This is a genomic window from Candidatus Binatia bacterium (assembly GCA_036493895.1).
Lineage (GTDB): Bacteria > Desulfobacterota > Binatia > UBA1149 > CAITLU01 > DATNBU01.
This window is the reverse complement of the sequence record DASXOZ010000023.1, coordinates 1-18,650: the sequence shown is the minus strand read 5'-3', so window position 1 is coordinate 18,650 and position 18,650 is coordinate 1. Positions and strand designations below refer to the sequence as shown.

The window sequence follows — 18,650 nt, the reverse complement described above, 5'->3', positions numbered from 1 at the left end:
CCTCAGAACGTCAGTCGCAGGTCGAAGCCGGCCTGGAACAGGGCGCCGGCCTGGTAGATGTCCTTGAAGCCACCGAGCGGCGCGAAGACCGCGACGAATGGCGTGAAGATGACGTTATTGTTCAGCCACGGCCGGTACTCGGCGCCGAGGCTGATGTCCACGCCGACGTCGTCATGGATCGCCGGCTGCTTGAGGAGAACCTCGAGCGTCTTGTTCTCGACGAAGCGCAGGTAGTTGGCGTTGCCGACGAGGCGCACCGTCTGCGTCAGCTCGGCCGACGCACCGATGTTCGCGATGAAGATGCCCGGATTGACGAAGTTGGTCTGGCCCTCGAGCTTGCTGCTGCGAAGATCAGGAATGAGGCTGTCGCGCTGGGTGACCGCCACGCCGCCGCGGTCGCCGATGCGGATGCTCTGGTGCTCCCAGTAGCTGAACTCGCCTCCCATGATCTTCGGATCGTCCAGGATCGAGTCGAAGCCGCGCGCCTTTCCGTCTCGCGGGTCGTCGTCGCCGGACGTGAAAAATGCCGAGGCCTGGTAGCGCATCCAGTCGTGGTCGACCGACAGCTCGAGGAACGCGAGTTGTCCGTTGATGTCGACCGAGCGACCCGCGATGGGGTTCTGGTCGTCGTGCCCCACCACTTCGTAGAATGCGTGGCTGATGTTGAGCCATCCGATGTGGCCGTCGCCGGTCCAGCCGAGATAGTAGGCCTCGACGTGGTGCAGCTGCGCAATGCCCACGGGATCCGGCCGGACGAGGAATCCCTGGTTGTCGTAGGTGTAGCCGTCCTTGCTGCCGTTGTCGTCGTTCAGGTGAAAGCTGAACTCGGTCTGGTAGCCCAGCTGCAGGAAATCCTGGATGTACAGGTTTGCGATGAAGATCTGCTGGTGGCGCAGGTCGAAGGTGTTCAGCTCGCTGTTGGTGTCTTTCTCGGCCTGGTAGAAATACAGGAGATTGGCCTGGTAGCGGTTGCCGTCGGCGCTCCCGAACAGGCGCACTCCCTGGTTCGTGTCCGCGAAAATGAGGTTGCGGAAATCGCTGTGGAACGGCTGGCGGCCGATTCGGATCGACACCGAATCGTACCGTGACGAGATGTCCGCCAGGTGCACCTCGACTGCTGCCTGCTCGAGCGCGACGTCGCCGGTCGTCCGCGTTTCCCCGTCGCGAACGTCGGGACTGACGTTGTTGCGCTCGTCGACGCCGAGATGGTTGACGTCGCCGACGGCTTCCAGAGTGAGCTTCCAGTCGAAAGGCCGGAACGACGTCAGTCCTTTCTGCACTTCGGCGCGCATGGCGAACTTCTGGTCGATCAGATCGGCGTTGCGATTGCCGAAGAAACGATAACTGCCGGGATCCCCGGCGCTCGCGCCGCTCGGCGTCGGCGCCGAGCGGCCTTCGATCTGCGTCAGCGAGACGCCGGTCAGCTTGAGGAAGATGTCGTCGCGCCAGACAGGATAATCGCCCTTCAGCACGTTGCGGTTGTAAGGGTCGTACCAGGGATACTTCGACGGAAGGATCCTCCAGCGGTCGCGCACCGGCTCGTAGACCGTAGCCTTGCCGGCATCGGTCGGCGAGGTTTCGGAACCGGGCAGCGGTGGCGGCGCCTGGTTGGGGCCGAGCACCTGATTGGGGCCGGGCGCCTGGTTCGGCGATGTCGCGCCATCGGCTCCGGCTGTTGTCGCGGCCGGGGTGGCGTCTTTCGCAGGAACTGCCGCGGCTGGCGCCTTGTCCTGGGCAAGAGCACTGCTTGCGCTCAGGACCGCAACGGTTGCGAGCGCAACGAGCGTGGTTGCGCGCCGCAGCGACAGCAGGAGAGAGCCATGCTCGCGCACGGGCCTATCCACGGAGTACACGCAGGAGGATATCGAGCAGCGCGAGTCCGATGACAGCCAGCGCGCCGTAAAAAACGTATGTGCGAATGGACGCGACCGCTGTGCCATGCCGCTCCTGCCCATCTGCCGCCTCGTGCTGCACGACGGGCTCGGCATCGACGAGCTGGTCGACCACGACGAGCTCGTCGTCGCCGAGGCTGAGCCGCATCTGCGGCTGGAGCAGCACTTCCGCGTCAATGAATTCCCCATCGACCATGACCCTCCGGCCTTCTATCGGTACGAGAACCCATCCCTCATTGCGTTTCTCGATCTTGGCGTGCTGCCTGGAAGCGCTGGAGGAGAACAGGCGCAGGTCGCATTCTAGCGCGCGACCGATGATCGACATCGGGTGCGTCAGCGTTTCTTCGCCGGCGTGATCCGGCGGTGCGACGCGCGCGAGGCGAATCCACGCAGAAGCGGCGATGATGGCAGCCGGGCCGATCGTCGTGTCGTCGGGCGCTGCGTCGGTGCTGCGAGGCGCGGCGGAACCGGCGAAAGCCGGCGCCGACGCTGTCGCCGGGGGCCTGGTGGACGGCTGCGTCTGGCGCGCGGCTGAATCGGACGACGGCGCTCCACGCGCGGAGGTGGGCACTGCGGCGCGATCGGATGTCGCGGGCGCGGGCGTCGGTTGCGCGCCGGAGGCCGTAGGATGCAGTGCGGGTGCCGGTCCGGCCGCGTACATCGTCGATTCTCCACCAGACTTCGGACGCAAAATGATCTGTGTTGCGGCGCCGAGATCGTCCGCGTCCGCAGATGCAGGAGGAGAAGATTGCTGTGCCGGCGTGCTGGTTGCCTGCGTTGTACCGGGAGGCGGTGGCGATGCGGAATGTGCCGCGTCGGGCGGCGACGGCGCAGTACGCTGCGGGGACGCAATGACGGGTGGCGCCGGGATGGGCGGCGAGGACGCAGGATGCGGGGGCGGCGCGATATTCGGCGGCGACGAAAAGTTCGGTGGCGACGGGATGTTCGGCGGCGCGGGTATCGACGCGGCGGCAGCGGGGTTTGCAGGATGAATCACCGGCGGCGGAGGAGCGCTTCCTTGCGGCGGCGCTTTCGACGGATCGGTGGCGGGGGGATTTTCGTGCGGGTGCAGCTTCGGCGGCCCGCCGGAAAGGATCACGGTGCCGTCGCTCGGTGCGTCCTTTTCGGGTTTGTCGCTCATTGCGCCGCGCGGTCGCTGTCTCGTGTCGTTCCGGGTTGCGTCATTCGTCCGGCTGCCGGTTGAACTTGAGGTAGGGCAGGCGAACGTCGCCGATCTGGATCTGGTCGGCGCGCAGGGCCGCCGGAGCGTCGAAGCCAGGACCCGCCTGGGTGCCGGCAAACGTCACGATGTCGTCCTGCTCGACTCCGTCGCCGCTGACACCGAGGCCGCCCACCAGCACACCGTCGCGATAGAGAGGCGCGCTGCCGGGGAAGAACACGATTCCGTCCTGTCGGCCGTTGGCCGTCTGGCCGGCATTGCCGCAGGGATTGGCGGAATCCTCGATGAAAACCCGGCGCAAAGGGCCGCCGTTGAAATCGGGCGAGGAGCCGGTGCCATCGATTCCCGGCGGGAAGAACGGCTGCGCGCAGAATCCGATCGTCCGGTTCGTCATCGCGGTGCTGGAGTTGCCGTCGACAGGGAAGAACGACTCGCCGCAGTCGGCAATCGAAGGGCCCGGGCAGTTCCTGGTATCGATCGGCGCGATCGTCTCGCTGCTGAAGTACGTGACGTTGCGCGCCTTGGCCACCGCGACGTCGATCGAGAAAACGGTCGCATCGGGCATGCGGTAGGCGCCGAGGAGCTCCCCGTTCAGATCGGTAACGGCCAGCACCATCGCCGATCGCTGTTGCAGTGGCAGGCGGATGGCCGCGCGGATCGTTTCGGCTTCCGCGATACCCGCATCGATGATCGACTCGACGTCGCCCGCCGCCAACGGCCCACCGTTCGTGCCTGCAGCGTGCGCAGGGACGAGCCAGCCCGAATGCACGACCTCCGTCGAGGCCGAAGCATCGACGATGAGCGGTGTCGTCAGCGGCGCTCCGGCGCCGACGCCGTTCACCTGCGGATCGAGGTCGATCTCGGGGATCTCGATGCCGTCGACGAAGATGACCGGATCGGTGCCGGCAGGCAGCGGGTGGGGAAGGAAGTCGAGATCGCAGTTCCCGCCCGATGCGCAGCAGGCGGGCGGAACGACGCCATTGCCCGGCGTGCAGAGGCCTTCGAGACCTTGCGTCTGCACGCGCGGCAGCGACGTGTCATCGCCGACGAATGCGCGCGCGGCAAATTCGCCGACCGCCCACGCCGGATCGGTGTCGTCACGGCGAAGAATCGTGTCCGGCGCGTCATGGGCAGCGACGGGGTCGAACGGGGCGGATACTCCCCGTACTGCGACTCCGACGCCGCCGACCATCACGCCGCCGCGGTAGATCGGCACGGCGCCCGGCAATGTGGCGATACCCGTCGAACAGCCGCAGGTGTCTGCGCCCGACGAGCTGCTCTGGCAGCGCAGCGACGGATCGAGGATGGACTGGAGGCTCGGCGCGCGCGGCGGAAGATCGGATCCGGCAATCGGCGCCGTATCGAAGCTGCATCCGCGGTTGGTGTTTTCGATGCCGAACAGCGCGGCCGCTCCGGTGTCGTGGATGTGCGGAGGAAAATGCTCGCCGCTGAGGAAACGCACCGAGCGGGACGTAAGCGGAGTCTCGTTCGCGCTGAAGAAGGCTGCCGTGCGCGCGAGCTGCACGGCCCGGTCGATCACGACGCAGTCCGAATCCGAAGCCAGCGCGAAGTCCCGCGAAGGGCAGCCCGTCAGGCACTGGCTCCGGTAGGTCGCTTCGTCGACGCCGAAATTCGTGGCGACGCCGAGCACGACTCCACGACGATCGCTGACTGCGACTGCCACCGGCTGCGACTGGGCTCGCGCCGAGCTCTGCATGATCGCAAGCACTTCGTCGGCCTTGAGCAGGGCGGCAGCGTTGGTTTCATCCGCAGGAGGCGGGACGGCATCCTGCGCGCCGGTGCCGCCTCCGCCGCCGCACGCGCCCAGCGTGGCGGCGAGCGCGACTGCGGCGCCGTAACAGGCTGCACTGCGCAGGAGTCTCCGTCTCTCGTCCATCGTTGCTCCGCTTGCCGCAGCAGATCGCGTTCAGGACTTCGGCAGCACCTTCAGCGTGACCGGGCCCGTACACCGCGTCAGGCACGCGAGCCGGTACTTCGCGAGGTCCGGCGAGACGCGCCGGACGTTCTGCAGCGTGTTCTTCTCGAGATCGGGGTTGCCCGAAGGCGCGAGATTGGCGCCGTCGACGACCTGCACTGCGCAGTAGCCGCAGGTACCGAGCTCGCAGCTCCAGTCGAGAGGTTCCTTGTAATGGTCGTCGGGGCACTTGCGGCTCTTGTCGACGCCGCAGCGCTTGAGGTCGATGTCCGGGTGGCGGGCCTTCAGGTAATCGAAGAACGCGTGCAGCACGTCGCGATTGTCGGCAACCGGATAGGCGACGGGGTTCTTCGCGTCTTCAAAGCTGACGCTCGGGCCCGACAGCGCGGCGGCGGGCTGCGGCGCGGCAGAAGTCGCAGCGGCGGGTGCTGCGGCAACCGAGGGCGGCGGCTGCGCGGGAAGGTCGACGACGACGGCTCCCGGTGCGATCGGCTCCTCGACAGCCGCCGACTCGAAGCGCAGCCGGTGTCCCCCGATGCGAAACTCGTCTCCGCTCCTGAGCACTGCCGGAGCGGTGAGGCGCACATAACATCCGTTGGTGCTGCCGATGTCGGTGATGCGTACCTGTCCGCCAGCCAGCGCCAGCCGCGCGTGTCCGCGCGAAAGCGAGCGGTCGTTGGCATCCAGCGTCACCTCGGCGGCACGACCGACGATGATCCCGCGGTCGGTCAGCTCGATCGTGCGCTGGTATTCGCCGCGCCCGTTGTAGTGCTCGAGCACCCAGCCGCTGTCGTGTCTCATCAGCCTCAGGATCTGGCTGCCGAGCCACACCTGGTCCTCGGCTGCGAGATCGCGACCCTCTCCGCGCACCCGCAGCCAGACACCCGAGCCGGCTCCGGTATCAGTGACGCAGAACCGGCCGTCCTGGCGCGTGACGCTCGCGTGGTGATCCGCCAGCGCGGCGTCGTCGAACGTCAGGCCGTCGGTCCTGCGCCCGATCTTGACGGCATCGCCGCGAACGGGGAACTCGCTTTCGACGCTTCCATCCGGAAGCAGGCTGACCAGGCGGTCGCCGAGCTGGGGCGCTGCCTGGTGGCTGGCCATCTGCGGAGCAATGACGATGGTAGCGTCGGTGCTCGATGGTGCCGGCGCCGCCGCCGGCGCGGCAGGCTTGCCTTCGATCTTTCCGAGCCGCGAAGCGATGACTTCGACCGCGCGCACGGCGTCGCGCATCGCCATCTTGATGTTGCGCTTGTCGCGACGCTTCTTGTACGTCCCCGTGTCGGCGAAATCGCCGCACTGGTAGTACTCGGGTGTTCCCTTGAGGTCTCCGACCAGGAACACTCCAGGCAGCGAAGACTCTCCATCGGGCGTGACCACGATGTAGGGCTCGCCGTCGATCGTCGGGATCTTGATGCCGAACTTCTGCAGCGTCTGGTGGGGAACGTCGCCGCCGATGCAGGCCACCACCTTGTTCTTCGGGAACTCGAGATGCAGCGATTCGGTCGGCCGTCCGTCCACCGGCTTGCGGTCGATCCGTACCGACAGCACTTCGCTGCGGTCCGGTGCTGTCAGCACGAGGATCGGTTCGGAGTAGGGGAGGTAACGGACGTTCGCGTTGACGACGTACGCGTCGAAGAACGCGCCGCTCAGGCTGCGCTCGACCCGCGGCATCTGCGCCTTGCGGTACGACCAGTAGACGGCGGTAGCGTCTTTCGCGCCCGTTTTCGCATTCGAGATCGCGATCACCGCTTCGGCGGCTGAAGTTCCGCCGCCGATCACGAGAGCCGGTCCGCCGACATAGGCTTTGGCATCGTCGAGACGAAACGCGATGCCGTCGATGTTTCCCGGAATCTGGAATCGGCGCGGCTTCCCGGCGCCGATCGCCAGGATCACACTCCGCGCGTGGTAGAGCACCTCTTCCTGGGTCCGGTGGTTCCAGGTCTTGATCTCGAATACGCCGTCGCCGCCCCGCACGAGGCCCGTCAGCTCGCTGCCGATCCGCAGCGGCGCGTTCGCCGTCTTGTATTTCGCGTGCCAGTCCTCGACGAGGTCGTCCTTGTCGATCTCCGTGAACTGCAGCGATGCCATCAGGCTGTCCCCGGCCGGGAACGGGCTCTCGTCGTCGCCGTACTCGGGGTAGATGTGCTTTTCCTTGGGATAGTCGCGGATGCGCGACAGCGCTTCATCGTACTCGAGCAGCAGGCACGAAAGGCCGAGCTCGGTAGCGCGGAACGCGCCGGCGCTTCCCGCGGGACCTGCTCCCGCGATCAGTACGTCGATGACGTCGGGAGTATGGTGTGGCTGCGGCACCCGCAGCGATCCATGGATTGTGTAGTCGCTGTCTTCCTTCGTCGACATGGCACCCTGCGCTGGAAATCGCCGAAAGGCGGCGTGGGTGCGCAACCTACAGGTCGGGCCTTTTTCATGTCAAGGAATCCGGCACGGCGGTTGTGACGAGTACCCGATTCGACCGGACTCATTCCGAGCCGGGGAACAGCTTGTGGTGAATGTCGCCGAGGCTCTTCGCGAACTGCTCCGGATCGTAGTGGAACCGGTCCGTGGCCTCGCCGAGCCGTCTCAGCTCCGGTTCTATGCCCTGGCTGCCGCTGCAGCGGTCGATACCGATCGAATCGAATGCAGGATTGCACAAAGCTTCGATCGAGAGGACGGTCTGTTCCGGCGCGCCGGTGGTGTACCACCACGGCAGGCTCGGCTCGCTCTCGGACTCGACGTTGGACGAAGGCGACGAGGAATGGCTGAAGCGTCGCACGGCCTTGAGCGTGGCGCCGCTGGCGGTGATGCGCTTGAGCAGCGCCTGGGCGTCGGCCCGCGTCACGGATTTTGCAGCGATTCTCCGCGAATAGTCGGCTGCCATCGCGCCGAGCTCGCCCGCCCGCTGCGCTGCCAGCTTGCGGTCACTGTCGGCCGAGGACTGAAGCTGGGACCAGGCAGCGGCCAGCGCGCCCTTCTCCCCCGGCAGAAGAACGGAGAGAATCACGTCCGACATCGCGAAGTGTCCTGCGACCTGCCGGATGCCGTCGGCAACGAGCTTGTGATGGCACGAGTAGCAGTCGCGGTCCTCGAAATGCGGGAACTTGCCGATCGACTGGTAATCGGAATCTGCGGCCCGGCGGGCGACCATCTCGGCCGCGCGTCGCAGCCCCACGAGCTGTCCGATGCTCCACAGCGACGGATCCGCACAGTCGGGGCTGTTTTCCCGATCCTTGGAATCGTTCCAGTGTTTCATCAGCTGCGCGTACGCGACCATCTCGAATTGCAGAGGCGGATGTCCGCCGGCGACGATCTCGTGGTCGATCTCGACGTGGCATTGACCACATTTTTCGGCTCGCAGGCGGAAATCGGAATTGTTGTAAAAGCCTTTGCTTTTCGCGTACTCCGCCTTCTTCTCCTTCCAGTCCTTCTGGCTGTGCGCCTCGAGCCAGAACTCGGATCCGCCGTGACAGTCCTCGCAGGTGACGCCGTCCTTTCGCTGCCAGTTGCCGGCCGGCATCGCGACGGCGGCAGGAGCGTGGCACTGCAGGCACTTGTCGCTCTGGGTCGGGACGATGCCCATGTAGCGGCCGATCGTCTGGGATTCCGGCCGTGTCAGCGTCTCGTAAGCGCGGCTGTGGTGGTCGACGCGGCGATTGCGCCACTGCGTCCATGCCCATTTCCACGAGTCGGGCGTGTCGCGACAACCGGTGTGGGAGATGTGCTCGGGAACCGGGCCGCCATGGCAGGCAGCCTTCCCGCACGTCGTATCGCCGTGGAATCGCGGCGCGGTGGCCGGCTCGTCGGCGCGGGCGGCACGAATACCGATCCACAGGCACGCGATCGCAATCGCAGGCAGGGCGGTGACCACTCGAGATGCAGCAGGCGCATTGCGACGGCGGGTTTGCGTGATCTCCGACCGCATCGGTATAACTCGCGTCGCTTCGGTCCGCACTTTCGAAGAATCTGAGTATGGGGACGAGCGAGGGCGCAACTATAGACGCCGGGCTTTCCGGTGGTCAATCCCTCGACGCGGAAGCCCTCGGGCAGTTTCCGTTCTTCGCGGCGCGAAAGTCCAACTTCGCCGACCGGCTGCGCGACAATCTCATCCACCGGGTCACCGGCAACCCGATTCGCGCCGCCGTGCTGCGCGAGTATCGGCATGGCGAGATCATCTGTGAGGCCGGGAGCTACGGATCCACCGCATTTCTTCTCGTCGAAGGCAGCGCGACCGCATTCTTGCCTGCGCACGTCGACGCCATGCCGCCGCAGGGGCGGACCGCCCGTTCGCTGCGGCGCCTGGCTTCGATCTTCATGCGCCGAACGCGCTCGACCCGAGACATGGAGGTGCCGGCTTCGATCGGCGAGGTCACGGCCTGGGGCACCTTGCATCCGCTTGCACCGCCGCCACCGCGAACTCTTGGCCCCGGAGACGTGTTTGGCATCGACGCCTGCGTCAACTTCCATCCACGCGAGATCACGGTGCGGGCCGAGACCGACTGCAAAGTCATCGAAATGCTACGCTCGGTGCTCGATACCGTGCGCGCGAGCGGCAAGAGTGCAGCCGCAGTCGACGATCTGCACCGCCTGGCCACGATCCGGAACGCGATCGCGACCCAGCAGATCTTCGCACAGCTTTCCGCGGCGCAGATCGATAACCTCGTCGCGGCATCGGACCTCGCTACGCAGGACGAGCTTACCGACGGCATTCTCTACGCCGAGGGCACCGCGGCTGACGCAGTTTTCATCGTCGCGACCGGCACGGTGCGCTTGTCGCGAAAGCAGCCCGGCGGCGAGCGGATTCTCGCTTACTCGGGACGCGGCACCATGGTCGGCGCCGATGCGCTCGGGGAGCGGCCGCGCCTGGAGCGGCTGGTGCTGCGAAGGGTAGACCAGCCGCAGGGACCGGTGGTTCCTTTGACCGGCACGGTCACGATCGGGCGGCGCCGTTCGGCGACCATTCCGTTTGCCGCCTCGGACAGCAGCGTCAGCCGCCGCCACTGCCGCTTCGAAGCGGGCGAGCACGACATTCGTCTCATCGACGAGAACAGCGACAACGGCACCTTCCTCAACGGCAGGAGAGTACAGGAGGCGATCGTCTCCGTCGGCGACCGAATCACCCTTGCCGAAGCATATACGTTCGAGGTTGCGCGCGAGTCGGTCGAGCAGCCGGGCTTCCCGCGCACGGTCGCGGCCACCGCGCTCGACAACTGCGAGATCGTGAGGATTCAGGCCAAGGTGGTGCACGAAGCGTTGGCGGGCAGTGGAGTGCTCGAGCAACTCGCCGCGGCGACGACGCGCCCGGTCCCGCTTTCGGCGGCCAGCGCCGACGGTTCTGATCAGTCGTACCTGCGCCGCGTCGAGGAGCTCAGCCTCTTCAACTCGCAGAACACGCTGCTGATCGACCTGGAGCGCTGCACACGCTGCGACGAGTGCGTGCGGGCGTGCGCTGCGGCCCATTCCGGAGTTCCCCGCTTCACTCGCGACGGGCCGAGGTTCGGCAAATATCTGGTGACGCTCGCGTGCCGCTCCTGCACCGACCCCAAGTGCATGATCGGCTGCCCTGTCGCCTCGATCCGCCGTACCGGCTCGCTCGAGGTCCACATTGAAGACTGGTGTGTCGGCTGCGGGCTGTGCGCCAACAGCTGTCCGTTCGGCAACATCAACATGATCGACCTGGCGACGCCGTCCGGTGCGCCTCTTCCCGATGGGCCCATCGACCTCTCTTCCGGAAAACTGAAGGCGACCATCTGCGATCTTTGTGCCGGGTACGACGGGCCGAACTGCGTGTACGCGTGTCCGCACGACGCGGCGATTCGCGTCAATCCGACCGCGTTCCTGGCAACGGCGGACCTGCAGGTGCCATGAAGCGCAGGGGACCGATGGCAACGCGGACCTTCGCCGGTTGCCCTGCATTTCCTGCTGTGGGCCGTGCATCGATGATGCAGGAGACATGCTGATCAACCGTGACCAGCGCGGCTGGATGGCCGCCACGCTCGTCGCTTCGGCAGCAGCATGCGGCCTCTACTGGTATTCGGCCCGTGCGGCCCTTTACGGGCCGAGCGGCGGCAGCCCGAGCGGCCTCGCGTTCGGAATCCTCGGAACGTCGCTGATGGTCCTGGCCGCGCTTTTTTCGCTGCGCAAGAGGTTTCGTACCTGGCGTCTCGGCAGTGCCCGCACGTGGATGAACATCCACATCTGGGGCGGATCGCTCAGCGTGCTGCTGATCGTGTTGCACAGCGGCTTTTCGCTCGGCGGTCCCCTGACGACGATCCTCATGGTGTTGTTCCTCATCGTGACGGTAAGCGGCTTGGTCGGGCTCGCACTCCAGCAGATCGTGCCGCGCATGATGCTCGAGCAGCTGCCGGCCGAGACGGTCGCTACGCAGATCGACCACGTGCGCAGGGGACTTGCCGTCGATGCCTACGAGATCGTCGCCAACGTGACGGGTCCTCTGGCCGAAGCCGTCGAGGAGCGCGCGTGGCTCGAGCAGGAGAAGAAGGCGGGCTGGAAAGCTCCCGCCCGGCGTGACACCGCCGCAACCGCGGCGCCGGGTTCGGAGGAATTCCGCGCAGTGTATCTCGAACAGATCCGGCTCTACCTGCATCGCGCGCGCGGCCAGCGCCTGCAGGCGCCCGACCTGCTGGCGCTCACGATCGACATGTCTGCCGACTTCGCGCCGCGCATCGAGCAACTTCGTGCGATCTGCGAGGAGTCGCGGCAGACAGATGAGCAGCTTCGCCTGCACGCGCTGCTGCACAACTGGCTGTACCTGCACGCGCCGCTGTCGATCATGCTGCTCGTCCTGGTGGCTTTCCACATCTGGTTCGCGCTTCGCTACTGACCATGCGCGGCAGCAAGGACATCGCGCGCCGGCTGCGGCTGCGGGGGTTCCCCGGACGCGACTCGTTTCGCCGGCACTATCCGGTTGCCGCGGCCGTGGCTGTCGTTGCCGGTGTCGGCGGTTGGCTGCTGCTTCGCCAGCTGGAAGGGCCCCGGCAGTTCCTCCCGAGGCCGGTGTCGGCCAGCCACGCTCTGTTCGGCGACAAGTGCGAGACTTGCCACGATGCATTCCAGGTTGTCGCCGACGCCGCGTGCCAGCAGTGTCACTCGCTGCGGCGCCATGCGGCGGACGAAGTCGATACTCCGCGCTGCGCGCACTGCCACGTCGAGCATCGTCCCACCGATGTGTTTCTGTCGGTCAGCGCGCAAGCGTGCGTCTCCTGCCATGGAGACCTGAAGACGAGCGGCAAGGATCCGCAGATCGAGACAAAGATCGGCACCTTTGCTGCGCATCCCGAGTTCGCGGCGCTGCGCGACGGCAAGCGTGATCACGATCCCGCAATGCTGCGCTTCAACCACCAGGTGCACCTGACGTCCAGCCAGATCCCGGACAGTGAGCGGCCTCTTTCGTGCGCGTCGTGCCACCGGCTCGGCGCCGACGGGAGGCGCGTGCAGCCGATTCGCTACGCGACCGACTGCCAGCGCTGTCACACGCAGTTCGTCGACGGGCCCGTGGCAAGCCTGGCCGCGCTGCATGCTCCGCCCGAAGCCATTCGTGAAGACTTGAGGCGCCAGCTCATCGATGCGGCGGCACCGATCTGGACCGCGGCCTCCGAGGATCTGCGCAGGAAGTCTGCTGCTGTCGTGGTGCCGAGTCCCGAGTTGCTGGTACCCCAGCCTCCGCTGCCCGGGCGCGCGCCACGCCCGCCATTTGCGGTGGAGCGCTTCAGCCTGGCGGTCCTCGAGGCGGATCTTTACAAGGACTACGTCGAGCCGCCGACGAAGGACGCGCAAGGAAGCGATCTGCCAGCGGACCAGCGCCAGTCGCGAAACGACCTGAACAAGGGATGTTTCCTCTGCCACGTCGAGCAGGGACGTCGCGATGCAGCGTCGGCGCTGCCGCAGATCGCGCCGACCGCGATCGCCGAGCGCTGGCTCTCCAGGGCAGATTTTTCGCACCGGCGCCACGCGATGATGCCTTGCGAATCATGTCATGCCCACGTCCGCGACAGCCGCGAGACTTCCGACACGAACATCCCCGGCAAGGCGGTCTGCCAGCGCTGCCATGTCGACGGTCAGCGCGAGTCTGCCGGCACTTCCTGCATGACGTGCCATCTCTACCACGACTCGTCGAAGGCGACGGCCCCCGCGCTCGCGCCGGCTACACTGGCGGCCGTGCAGGCCGCTGCGTCGGCACCGGGACCTGCGTGCGCCGGCAATGCCGATTGTGCGGAGAAGGCGCCGATGCCGCTGCCGTCGCCGCCGCGAGCGCCAATCAAGTGGTGGGAGGACGTCGAGCGATAGGAGCGCTCAGTCCCTCGGCATCCGCGACCATTCGCGCTCGCAGATCCGTTCGGAAAGGCGCAGCCAATCGCGAAAAGCGGGCGACGAAAACTCGACCTGGCTGCGAATCAGCGCGCCGTCGCTCGGCAGATGCGGCATGACCGCGTGGGTCTTGCCGAGTCCCAGCTCCATCGTCGGCCACTCCGGCATTTCAGTTGCCACCGCATGCTCGGACGGATTCGATTTTTGCGGATGCAGCACGATGAAGGTGCCGTCGTCGAGAAGCCGGATCAGCCACCCGCGCCCGGCCCCGATGCGAAGCGGAATGTGCAGCAGGATTTCGTCGTTGTCGCCTCGAAGCCCGCGCAGGCTGTACGTCGCCAGTGCCTTGGCTTTGTTCCTGGCTTTCAGCGGAGGCATCGCCACGCCGATCCCTAGACCCCCGAGCTCTTCCCAGGTCCGCGCGCTGACGAGGACCTGGCCGCGCCCGGCCGCTGCCTCGAGCCGTTGCGCTGTGTTTACCGCATCACCGACGACGGTGTAGGAGACGCGGTGGTCGGCGCCGATGTTGCCCGCCACGACCGTTCCGCAGTTGATGCCGATTCCCATTTCCAGCCGCGGAGCGTCGGCAGGCAGATGGCTGTGCTCGAGGCCGATGCTCGCATTGTGCATTGTTAGCGCCGCCGCGGCCGCGCGGATCGACGTGTCGGCAGTCGTCAGAGGCACGCCCCAGACAGCCAGGATCGCGTCGCCCATGAACTTGTCGATCCCGCCGCCCATGGTCTCGATGCAGGGGACCATGCGGCTGAAGTAGTCGTTCATCATCGTGACCACGACCTGCGGCGCCAGGCTTTCGGAGATGCTGGTGAAGCCGACGATGTCGGAGAAAAGAATCGTGCAGTCACAGGTGCGGCCCCCGAGCTCGAGGTCGAGGTTGCCGGCGACCGCCTGTTCGACAATCGCGGTCGGCAGGAAGCGGAGCAGGCTGAGCCTGCTGGCGGTCTCTTTCTCGACCTTGCGCAGCAGCGCGGCGTTGTTGAGCGCGATGGCCGCCTGCTGGGTCACTGCCGCGGCAAGCTCCAGATCCGACGGAGTGAAGGCGGCGCGCTGGAGCGGCGTATCGAGCTGCAGCACGCCGAGGATTTCGTCGTCGACGATCAGCGGAACGACCATTGCCGCGCGGATGTTCAGTGCGTAGACGGACGCACCGAACTGCAGCTCCCCACCGCCGCAGATGTCGTTGAAGAGCACGGCACGTCGCTGCTGCATCGCGAACCCGCAGATGGAACGCGAGATCGAGAGCTGTTCGTCGGCAACCTTGCGGCACTTGACGGCCTGAGGCAGGAGGCGCTCGACGTCACTGCCGAGCATGAGGAACCCGCGATCCGCCTGGGGCAGAACCTCGAACAGCGCATCGAGGATTCCGCGCGCGATCATGTCGAAGTCGCGGATGTTCACCAGCGCCTTCGAGACCTTGATCATGGCATCGAGCCGCGCGGCGAGCGCCTGCCCGTCGAGAGGTTTTTTTGCGAGGTCGGAGACCAGAACCGAGCTGGTCTGGTCGACGCGCGAGGCGGGATCCCCCGGCGCGCCGTCGTGCAGCGAGAACGACGTCGCACGTCCGTCGTCCTCGGTGTCGTCCAGAAGCCGGCGCACGTGGAACTGCAGTCGCGTCTGCCCGATGCGCACCTCGTCCCCATCCTGCAGGATGGTCGCTCGCTCGATGCGGCTCTCGTTGAGGTAGGTGCCGTTGGCGGATTTCCGGTCGGCAAGCGTGACCTTGGTGCCGTCGAACAGGAACTCGCAGTGCTGCCGGCTTGCGTTGATGTCCGGAACGACGAGCGAGCATTGTTCGCTGCGACCCGCCGTCATGGTTCGCGAGACCGGCACGACCTGGCCGGCGCGGGCACCGGTGACGAAGACCAGGTCGAACATCGCGCCGACACTAGCAGCCGGCTGTCCTGAAGCCAGTCGGACAGGAGACGCGGGTCACCCGCGAATGCGGGGTCAGCGCAGGGTGCTCCAGACGATATGGCAGCTAGCCGACCAGGACGAGCCGAACGTACGCCGAGCCAGCCCCGTGCATCCGGTCATTGCGCCGGGCGCGGTTTGGGACGGATCGTCATTGCAGAATCCCCACGAGACGCCGTAGCCCTCCGCGCGTGCGATTGCGCAGTAGCCGCCAGGTGCGCTCGAAGCCTGCTCGGTACATTTCTGCGAAGACTGTCGCTGCTGCTCGCAACTCGCCTGCGCACACTGCCTGGCCGCGGTTCGATCCGTACGCCAGCACGCTCCCCAGGCACCGCCACCGCGTTTCCCGTCGGCGGGCTCGATGTAGATGGAGGCGTATGCCTTCGCGAGTGCCCCCTTGTCGCGTGAGATGCCATCGTTGCCGAACGCCTTGTCGACTTGTGCGAGCTTTCGTGCGTCAGCCTCGGCTTTGACGGCCTTGCGTGTCTCGGCCTCCGCTTTCTGCTGGGCAAGAGCCCGGGCGTCGGCATCCGCCTTCAGTTGTGCGGCAGCGCGCGCATCGGCATCCGCCTTCGCCTTGGCTGCCGCGCGTGTCTCGGCCTCCGCTTTCTGCTGGGCAAGAGCTCGGGCGTCGGCGTCCGCCTTCTGTTGTGCTGCAGCTCGTGCATCGGCCGCGGCCTTTGCTTGCGCCGCTGCGCGCGCATCCGCGTCCGCTTTCTGCTGCGCCACGGCGCGAGCGTCGGCCTCGGCTTTCTGTTGCGCAGCGACGCGTGCATCGGCCTCCGCTTTTGCTTGAGCCGCGGCCTCGGCCGCAGCGCGTGCATCGGCCTCGGCTTTTGCGCGCAGATCCGCTTCGGCTTTCGCGTCCGCGTCAGCCTTTGCCTGCGCAGCAGCGCGTGCTTCGGCGGCTGCACGCTCGCGCGCGGCGCGGGCGTCCGCCGCCGAATCCTGCGGCGAAGCATTTTCGCTGACCGGGCTCTCCCCGGCCGGCTGGGTTGCCGGTGTTTTGGCCGCAGTTTCCTCGGACACCGGCCCACTCTTCGAAGGCCCGCTCGATCCCATGAAGATCCATCCCGCCACCAGCGCCAGCACTACGACGCCGCCTGCGGCGACTGCGAACCTTGGCAGACCGCTCGTGATCTCGCCGGCTGCTTCGTCGCGGACGGCGTTCGAAGCAACCTTGTTGCTTTCCGCGGCGCCTGCCGCGGCGGCACCCGGCGCCGCCTGTCCGCCTTGCGGACGCGGCGCATAGGTGGTCGCGTCGTCGCTCGTCAGCGTGTGCTCGGATAGTGATGCGTCGCGCGGACCAGCGGTTGCAGGCGTGCCTCCCGGAGAAGGCGCCGACACCGGATGCGCGGCCTTGGCTTTGTCGAGAGCGTGTCGATAAAGCTCGGCTGCCTCGTCAAAATGTTTACACGATTCTTCGAACCTGCTGTCGAGAAACGCTGCAGCGCCCGCGGCCGATTTTGCCTCGGCCTGTTCCCAGAGCTCCGCGGCGCGTTCGGGCGCGCCCTCCGCCTGCGCGTCGATGCGCACGGCGGTCATCAGCATTCGCGAATGCTGAGCCGGTCGTCTTGTGCTCCTCGAGGTATCCATCGTTTGTCCGAAACGAGGCTAGGGCGGCTGCTTCAAGCCGTGTAGCAGACGAGAATCGCGCTGATATTGTCCCGGCCGCCTTCGTTGTTGGCCGCAGCGATCAGGTCGTCACAAGCCGTGCCGGGATCGTCCGCCCGCTTTGCCACGATCTCCAGCATTCGCTCGTCCGACAGCATGTTCGTCAGACCGTCCGAGCACAGCAGCAGGATGTCGCCATCGCTCAGCTCGTGCGTGGTCACGTCGAATTCGACATCGTCCTGGGCGCCCAGAGCCTTGGTGAGAACGTGCTTCATGTTCGCGGCGTTCGCCTGGTCCGCCTGCCCGTCTTCCCACGGCAGGTTGGCCCAGGAGTCGTCGCGCGTGAGCTGCACGATCGTGCCCTGGCGAATCAGGTAGATGCGACTGTCGCCGACGTTGGCGTAGGTGACGTGCGGACGCGACTTGCTGAGCAGGGCCGCCGTCGCCGTGGTTCCCATCCCGGTGTACTCGTCCGACGACGCAGATTTGCGCATCACGGCCCGGTTCGCGAGCTTGATCGCCGTTCGCAGGCGGTTGGCTTCCAGCGAGAAGCCGGTCTGGAACCCGAACGGCCACGTAATGTCGTTGTCGTCGCCGGAAAGATTGATGAAGCGCGAGATCACCTCGACGGCGAGTTGCGAGGCGACCTCGCCGGCCTTGTGGCCTCCCATTCCGTCGCAGACGATGAACAGGTTCCCGGCCACGAGAATCGTGTCTTCGTTGAGGGAGCGGCGTTTTCCTACGTCGGTGGCACCGAAAGCGACGATCATTTCAATTTATCTGCTGCGGTTTCATCCTCAGCGCAAACTGCTCGAGCTTGGTCGCATTGGCGTTGCTCGGGTCCAGCTTGAGCGCCTCGCGGGCATTCCATAGCGCCTCGTCGAACTGCCCGCGCTCGCTCTGCGACTGTCCCTTCTTGACCAGATCCTGGGCGAGCTTGACGCCGGCGCGCGCGCGAAGATCCTTGCAATCCGGATTGGCGGGACTGGAGGCGAGCACGCGATCGCACGCCTCCTTCACTCCCTGGAAATTCCCGGCATCGTACTGCTGGTGCGCCGTATGCACCGAGCTCTCGATCTCCGCCTTCGCCGATAGCTGCTCGATGACCTCGTGCGTGATCGGGCGAAGCGGCTCGCCTGTCGTCGGATCGTTGCCCTGGCGATCGAAGAACCGGTAGTGGCCATTGACGCTTCGGCTGTACCAGACGTTGGGCTTTCCGGTGACGCTGTCAAACCACGCGAACGTCCCGACATCGGCGACGTGGATCTCCTTCGGCGCGGCCAGCTTTCCGCCGGTGTGTCGCAGCGTGGCGATCTGATCGGGCGTGCACGGCTTTGTCTCCACCCCATAGACCGGATCCTTGCCGGGACCATCGGAGGTCCAGATGCCTTCCCGCGTATCGGCGCAGAATTTGTAGGCATATGCATCGACCGACGCGTAGTACATCAGAACGAAGAACCCGGCGATGTAGCAGACGATGACAATGCCGGCCTGGCGGCGGAAAAAACCGAGCGGGCTTGCCCAGCCGAGGTTCATCAGGCCGAACAGGTCGCCGGTGAACCTGGAGACTGCCATGAAAAAAGGAATCGTCCCGAGGATCGTCGCACCGCGCACCAGGAAGGGACTGATGCCCGAGCGGCTCGACAGATTGTCGACGACGTAGTCGACGGTGCCCCAGACAAACCGGGTTCCGATCAGCACGCCGAGAATCGAGAGGACAAGGTAAAGGGCTACGAGTCCCACGACCGTCAGGATGACCAGGCGAACTGTGTTGCTC

The 18,650-nt window shown here is 66.2% G+C and carries 13 protein-coding genes; 4 read left to right on the top strand and 9 right to left on the bottom strand.

From position 1 onward, the window contains the following. Positions 1–2: 2 nt before the first annotated feature. Positions 3–1,853 (bottom strand): hypothetical protein, encoded by a 1,851-nt coding sequence (locus VGK20_06545; protein ID HEY2773693.1) that lies wholly within the window; start codon positions 1,851–1,853, stop codon positions 3–5. Continuing rightward, positions 1,837–2,217: an FHA domain-containing protein gene (locus tag VGK20_06540; protein HEY2773692.1), complete on the bottom strand. Its 381-nt coding sequence runs from the start codon at positions 2,215–2,217 to the stop codon at positions 1,837–1,839. The genes VGK20_06545 and VGK20_06540 overlap by 17 nt, the downstream gene beginning before the upstream one ends. Before the next feature lie 526 nt (positions 2,218–2,743). On the opposite strand from VGK20_06540, the gene VGK20_06535 reads away from it, so the two are divergent. Beyond that, positions 2,744–2,884, top strand: a complete 141-nt coding sequence (locus VGK20_06535) for a hypothetical protein (GenBank protein HEY2773691.1) — start codon at positions 2,744–2,746, stop codon at positions 2,882–2,884. A gap of 189 nt (positions 2,885–3,073) precedes the next feature. On the opposite strand, the gene VGK20_06530 is transcribed toward VGK20_06535, so the two are convergent. The 3 genes from VGK20_06530 to VGK20_06520 all read right to left on the bottom strand — a co-directional run bounded on the left by VGK20_06530 (position 3,074) and on the right by VGK20_06520 (position 8,873). Continuing rightward, positions 3,074–4,969 (bottom strand): heme-binding protein, encoded by a 1,896-nt coding sequence (locus tag VGK20_06530; GenBank protein HEY2773690.1) that lies wholly within the window; start codon positions 4,967–4,969, stop codon positions 3,074–3,076. Between the two features lie 30 nt (positions 4,970–4,999). After that, a complete protein-coding gene (locus VGK20_06525; protein HEY2773689.1) occupies positions 5,000–7,369 on the bottom strand; it encodes an FHA domain-containing protein in 2,370 nt (789 codons plus the stop codon). A gap of 118 nt (positions 7,370–7,487) precedes the next feature. Next, positions 7,488–8,873, bottom strand: coding sequence for a multiheme c-type cytochrome (locus VGK20_06520; protein HEY2773688.1), 1,386 nt, complete (start codon positions 8,871–8,873; stop codon positions 7,488–7,490). Positions 8,874–8,974: 101 nt separating this feature from the next. Between VGK20_06520 and VGK20_06515 the strand changes: the two genes are divergently transcribed. The 3 genes from VGK20_06515 to VGK20_06505 all read left to right on the top strand — a co-directional run bounded on the left by VGK20_06515 (position 8,975) and on the right by VGK20_06505 (position 13,309). Continuing rightward, complete coding sequence (locus VGK20_06515; protein HEY2773687.1) at positions 8,975–10,870, top strand: cyclic nucleotide-binding domain-containing protein; 1,896 nt, start codon at positions 8,975–8,977, stop codon at positions 10,868–10,870. An 85-nt stretch (positions 10,871–10,955) separates the two neighbouring features. Beyond that, on the top strand, positions 10,956–11,846 hold the full coding sequence (locus VGK20_06510; protein ID HEY2773686.1) for a ferric reductase-like transmembrane domain-containing protein: 891 nt from the start codon (positions 10,956–10,958) through the stop codon (positions 11,844–11,846). Positions 11,847–11,848: 2 nt separating this feature from the next. Then, positions 11,849–13,309 carry a hypothetical protein gene (locus VGK20_06505; GenBank protein ID HEY2773685.1) on the top strand — a complete coding sequence of 487 codons (1,461 nt, stop codon included), beginning with the start codon at positions 11,849–11,851 and terminating at the stop codon, positions 13,307–13,309. Positions 13,310–13,315: 6 nt separating this feature from the next. Here VGK20_06505 and VGK20_06500 read toward each other — a convergent pair whose 3' ends face one another. The 4 genes from VGK20_06500 to VGK20_06485 all read right to left on the bottom strand — a co-directional run. Continuing rightward, entirely contained in the window at positions 13,316–15,223 is a 1,908-nt protein-coding gene (locus VGK20_06500) for an adenylate/guanylate cyclase domain-containing protein (protein ID HEY2773684.1), read from the bottom strand. Between the two features lie 72 nt (positions 15,224–15,295). After that, positions 15,296–16,810 (bottom strand): hypothetical protein, encoded by a 1,515-nt coding sequence (locus VGK20_06495; GenBank protein HEY2773683.1) that lies wholly within the window; start codon positions 16,808–16,810, stop codon positions 15,296–15,298. A 77-nt stretch (positions 16,811–16,887) separates the two neighbouring features. After that, positions 16,888–17,643, bottom strand: a complete 756-nt coding sequence (locus VGK20_06490) for a PP2C family serine/threonine-protein phosphatase (protein HEY2773682.1) — start codon at positions 17,641–17,643, stop codon at positions 16,888–16,890. Between the two features lies 1 nt (position 17,644). Beyond that, on the bottom strand, positions 17,645–18,650 hold a 1,006-nt coding region (locus tag VGK20_06485; GenBank protein HEY2773681.1), incomplete at its 5' end, for a hypothetical protein.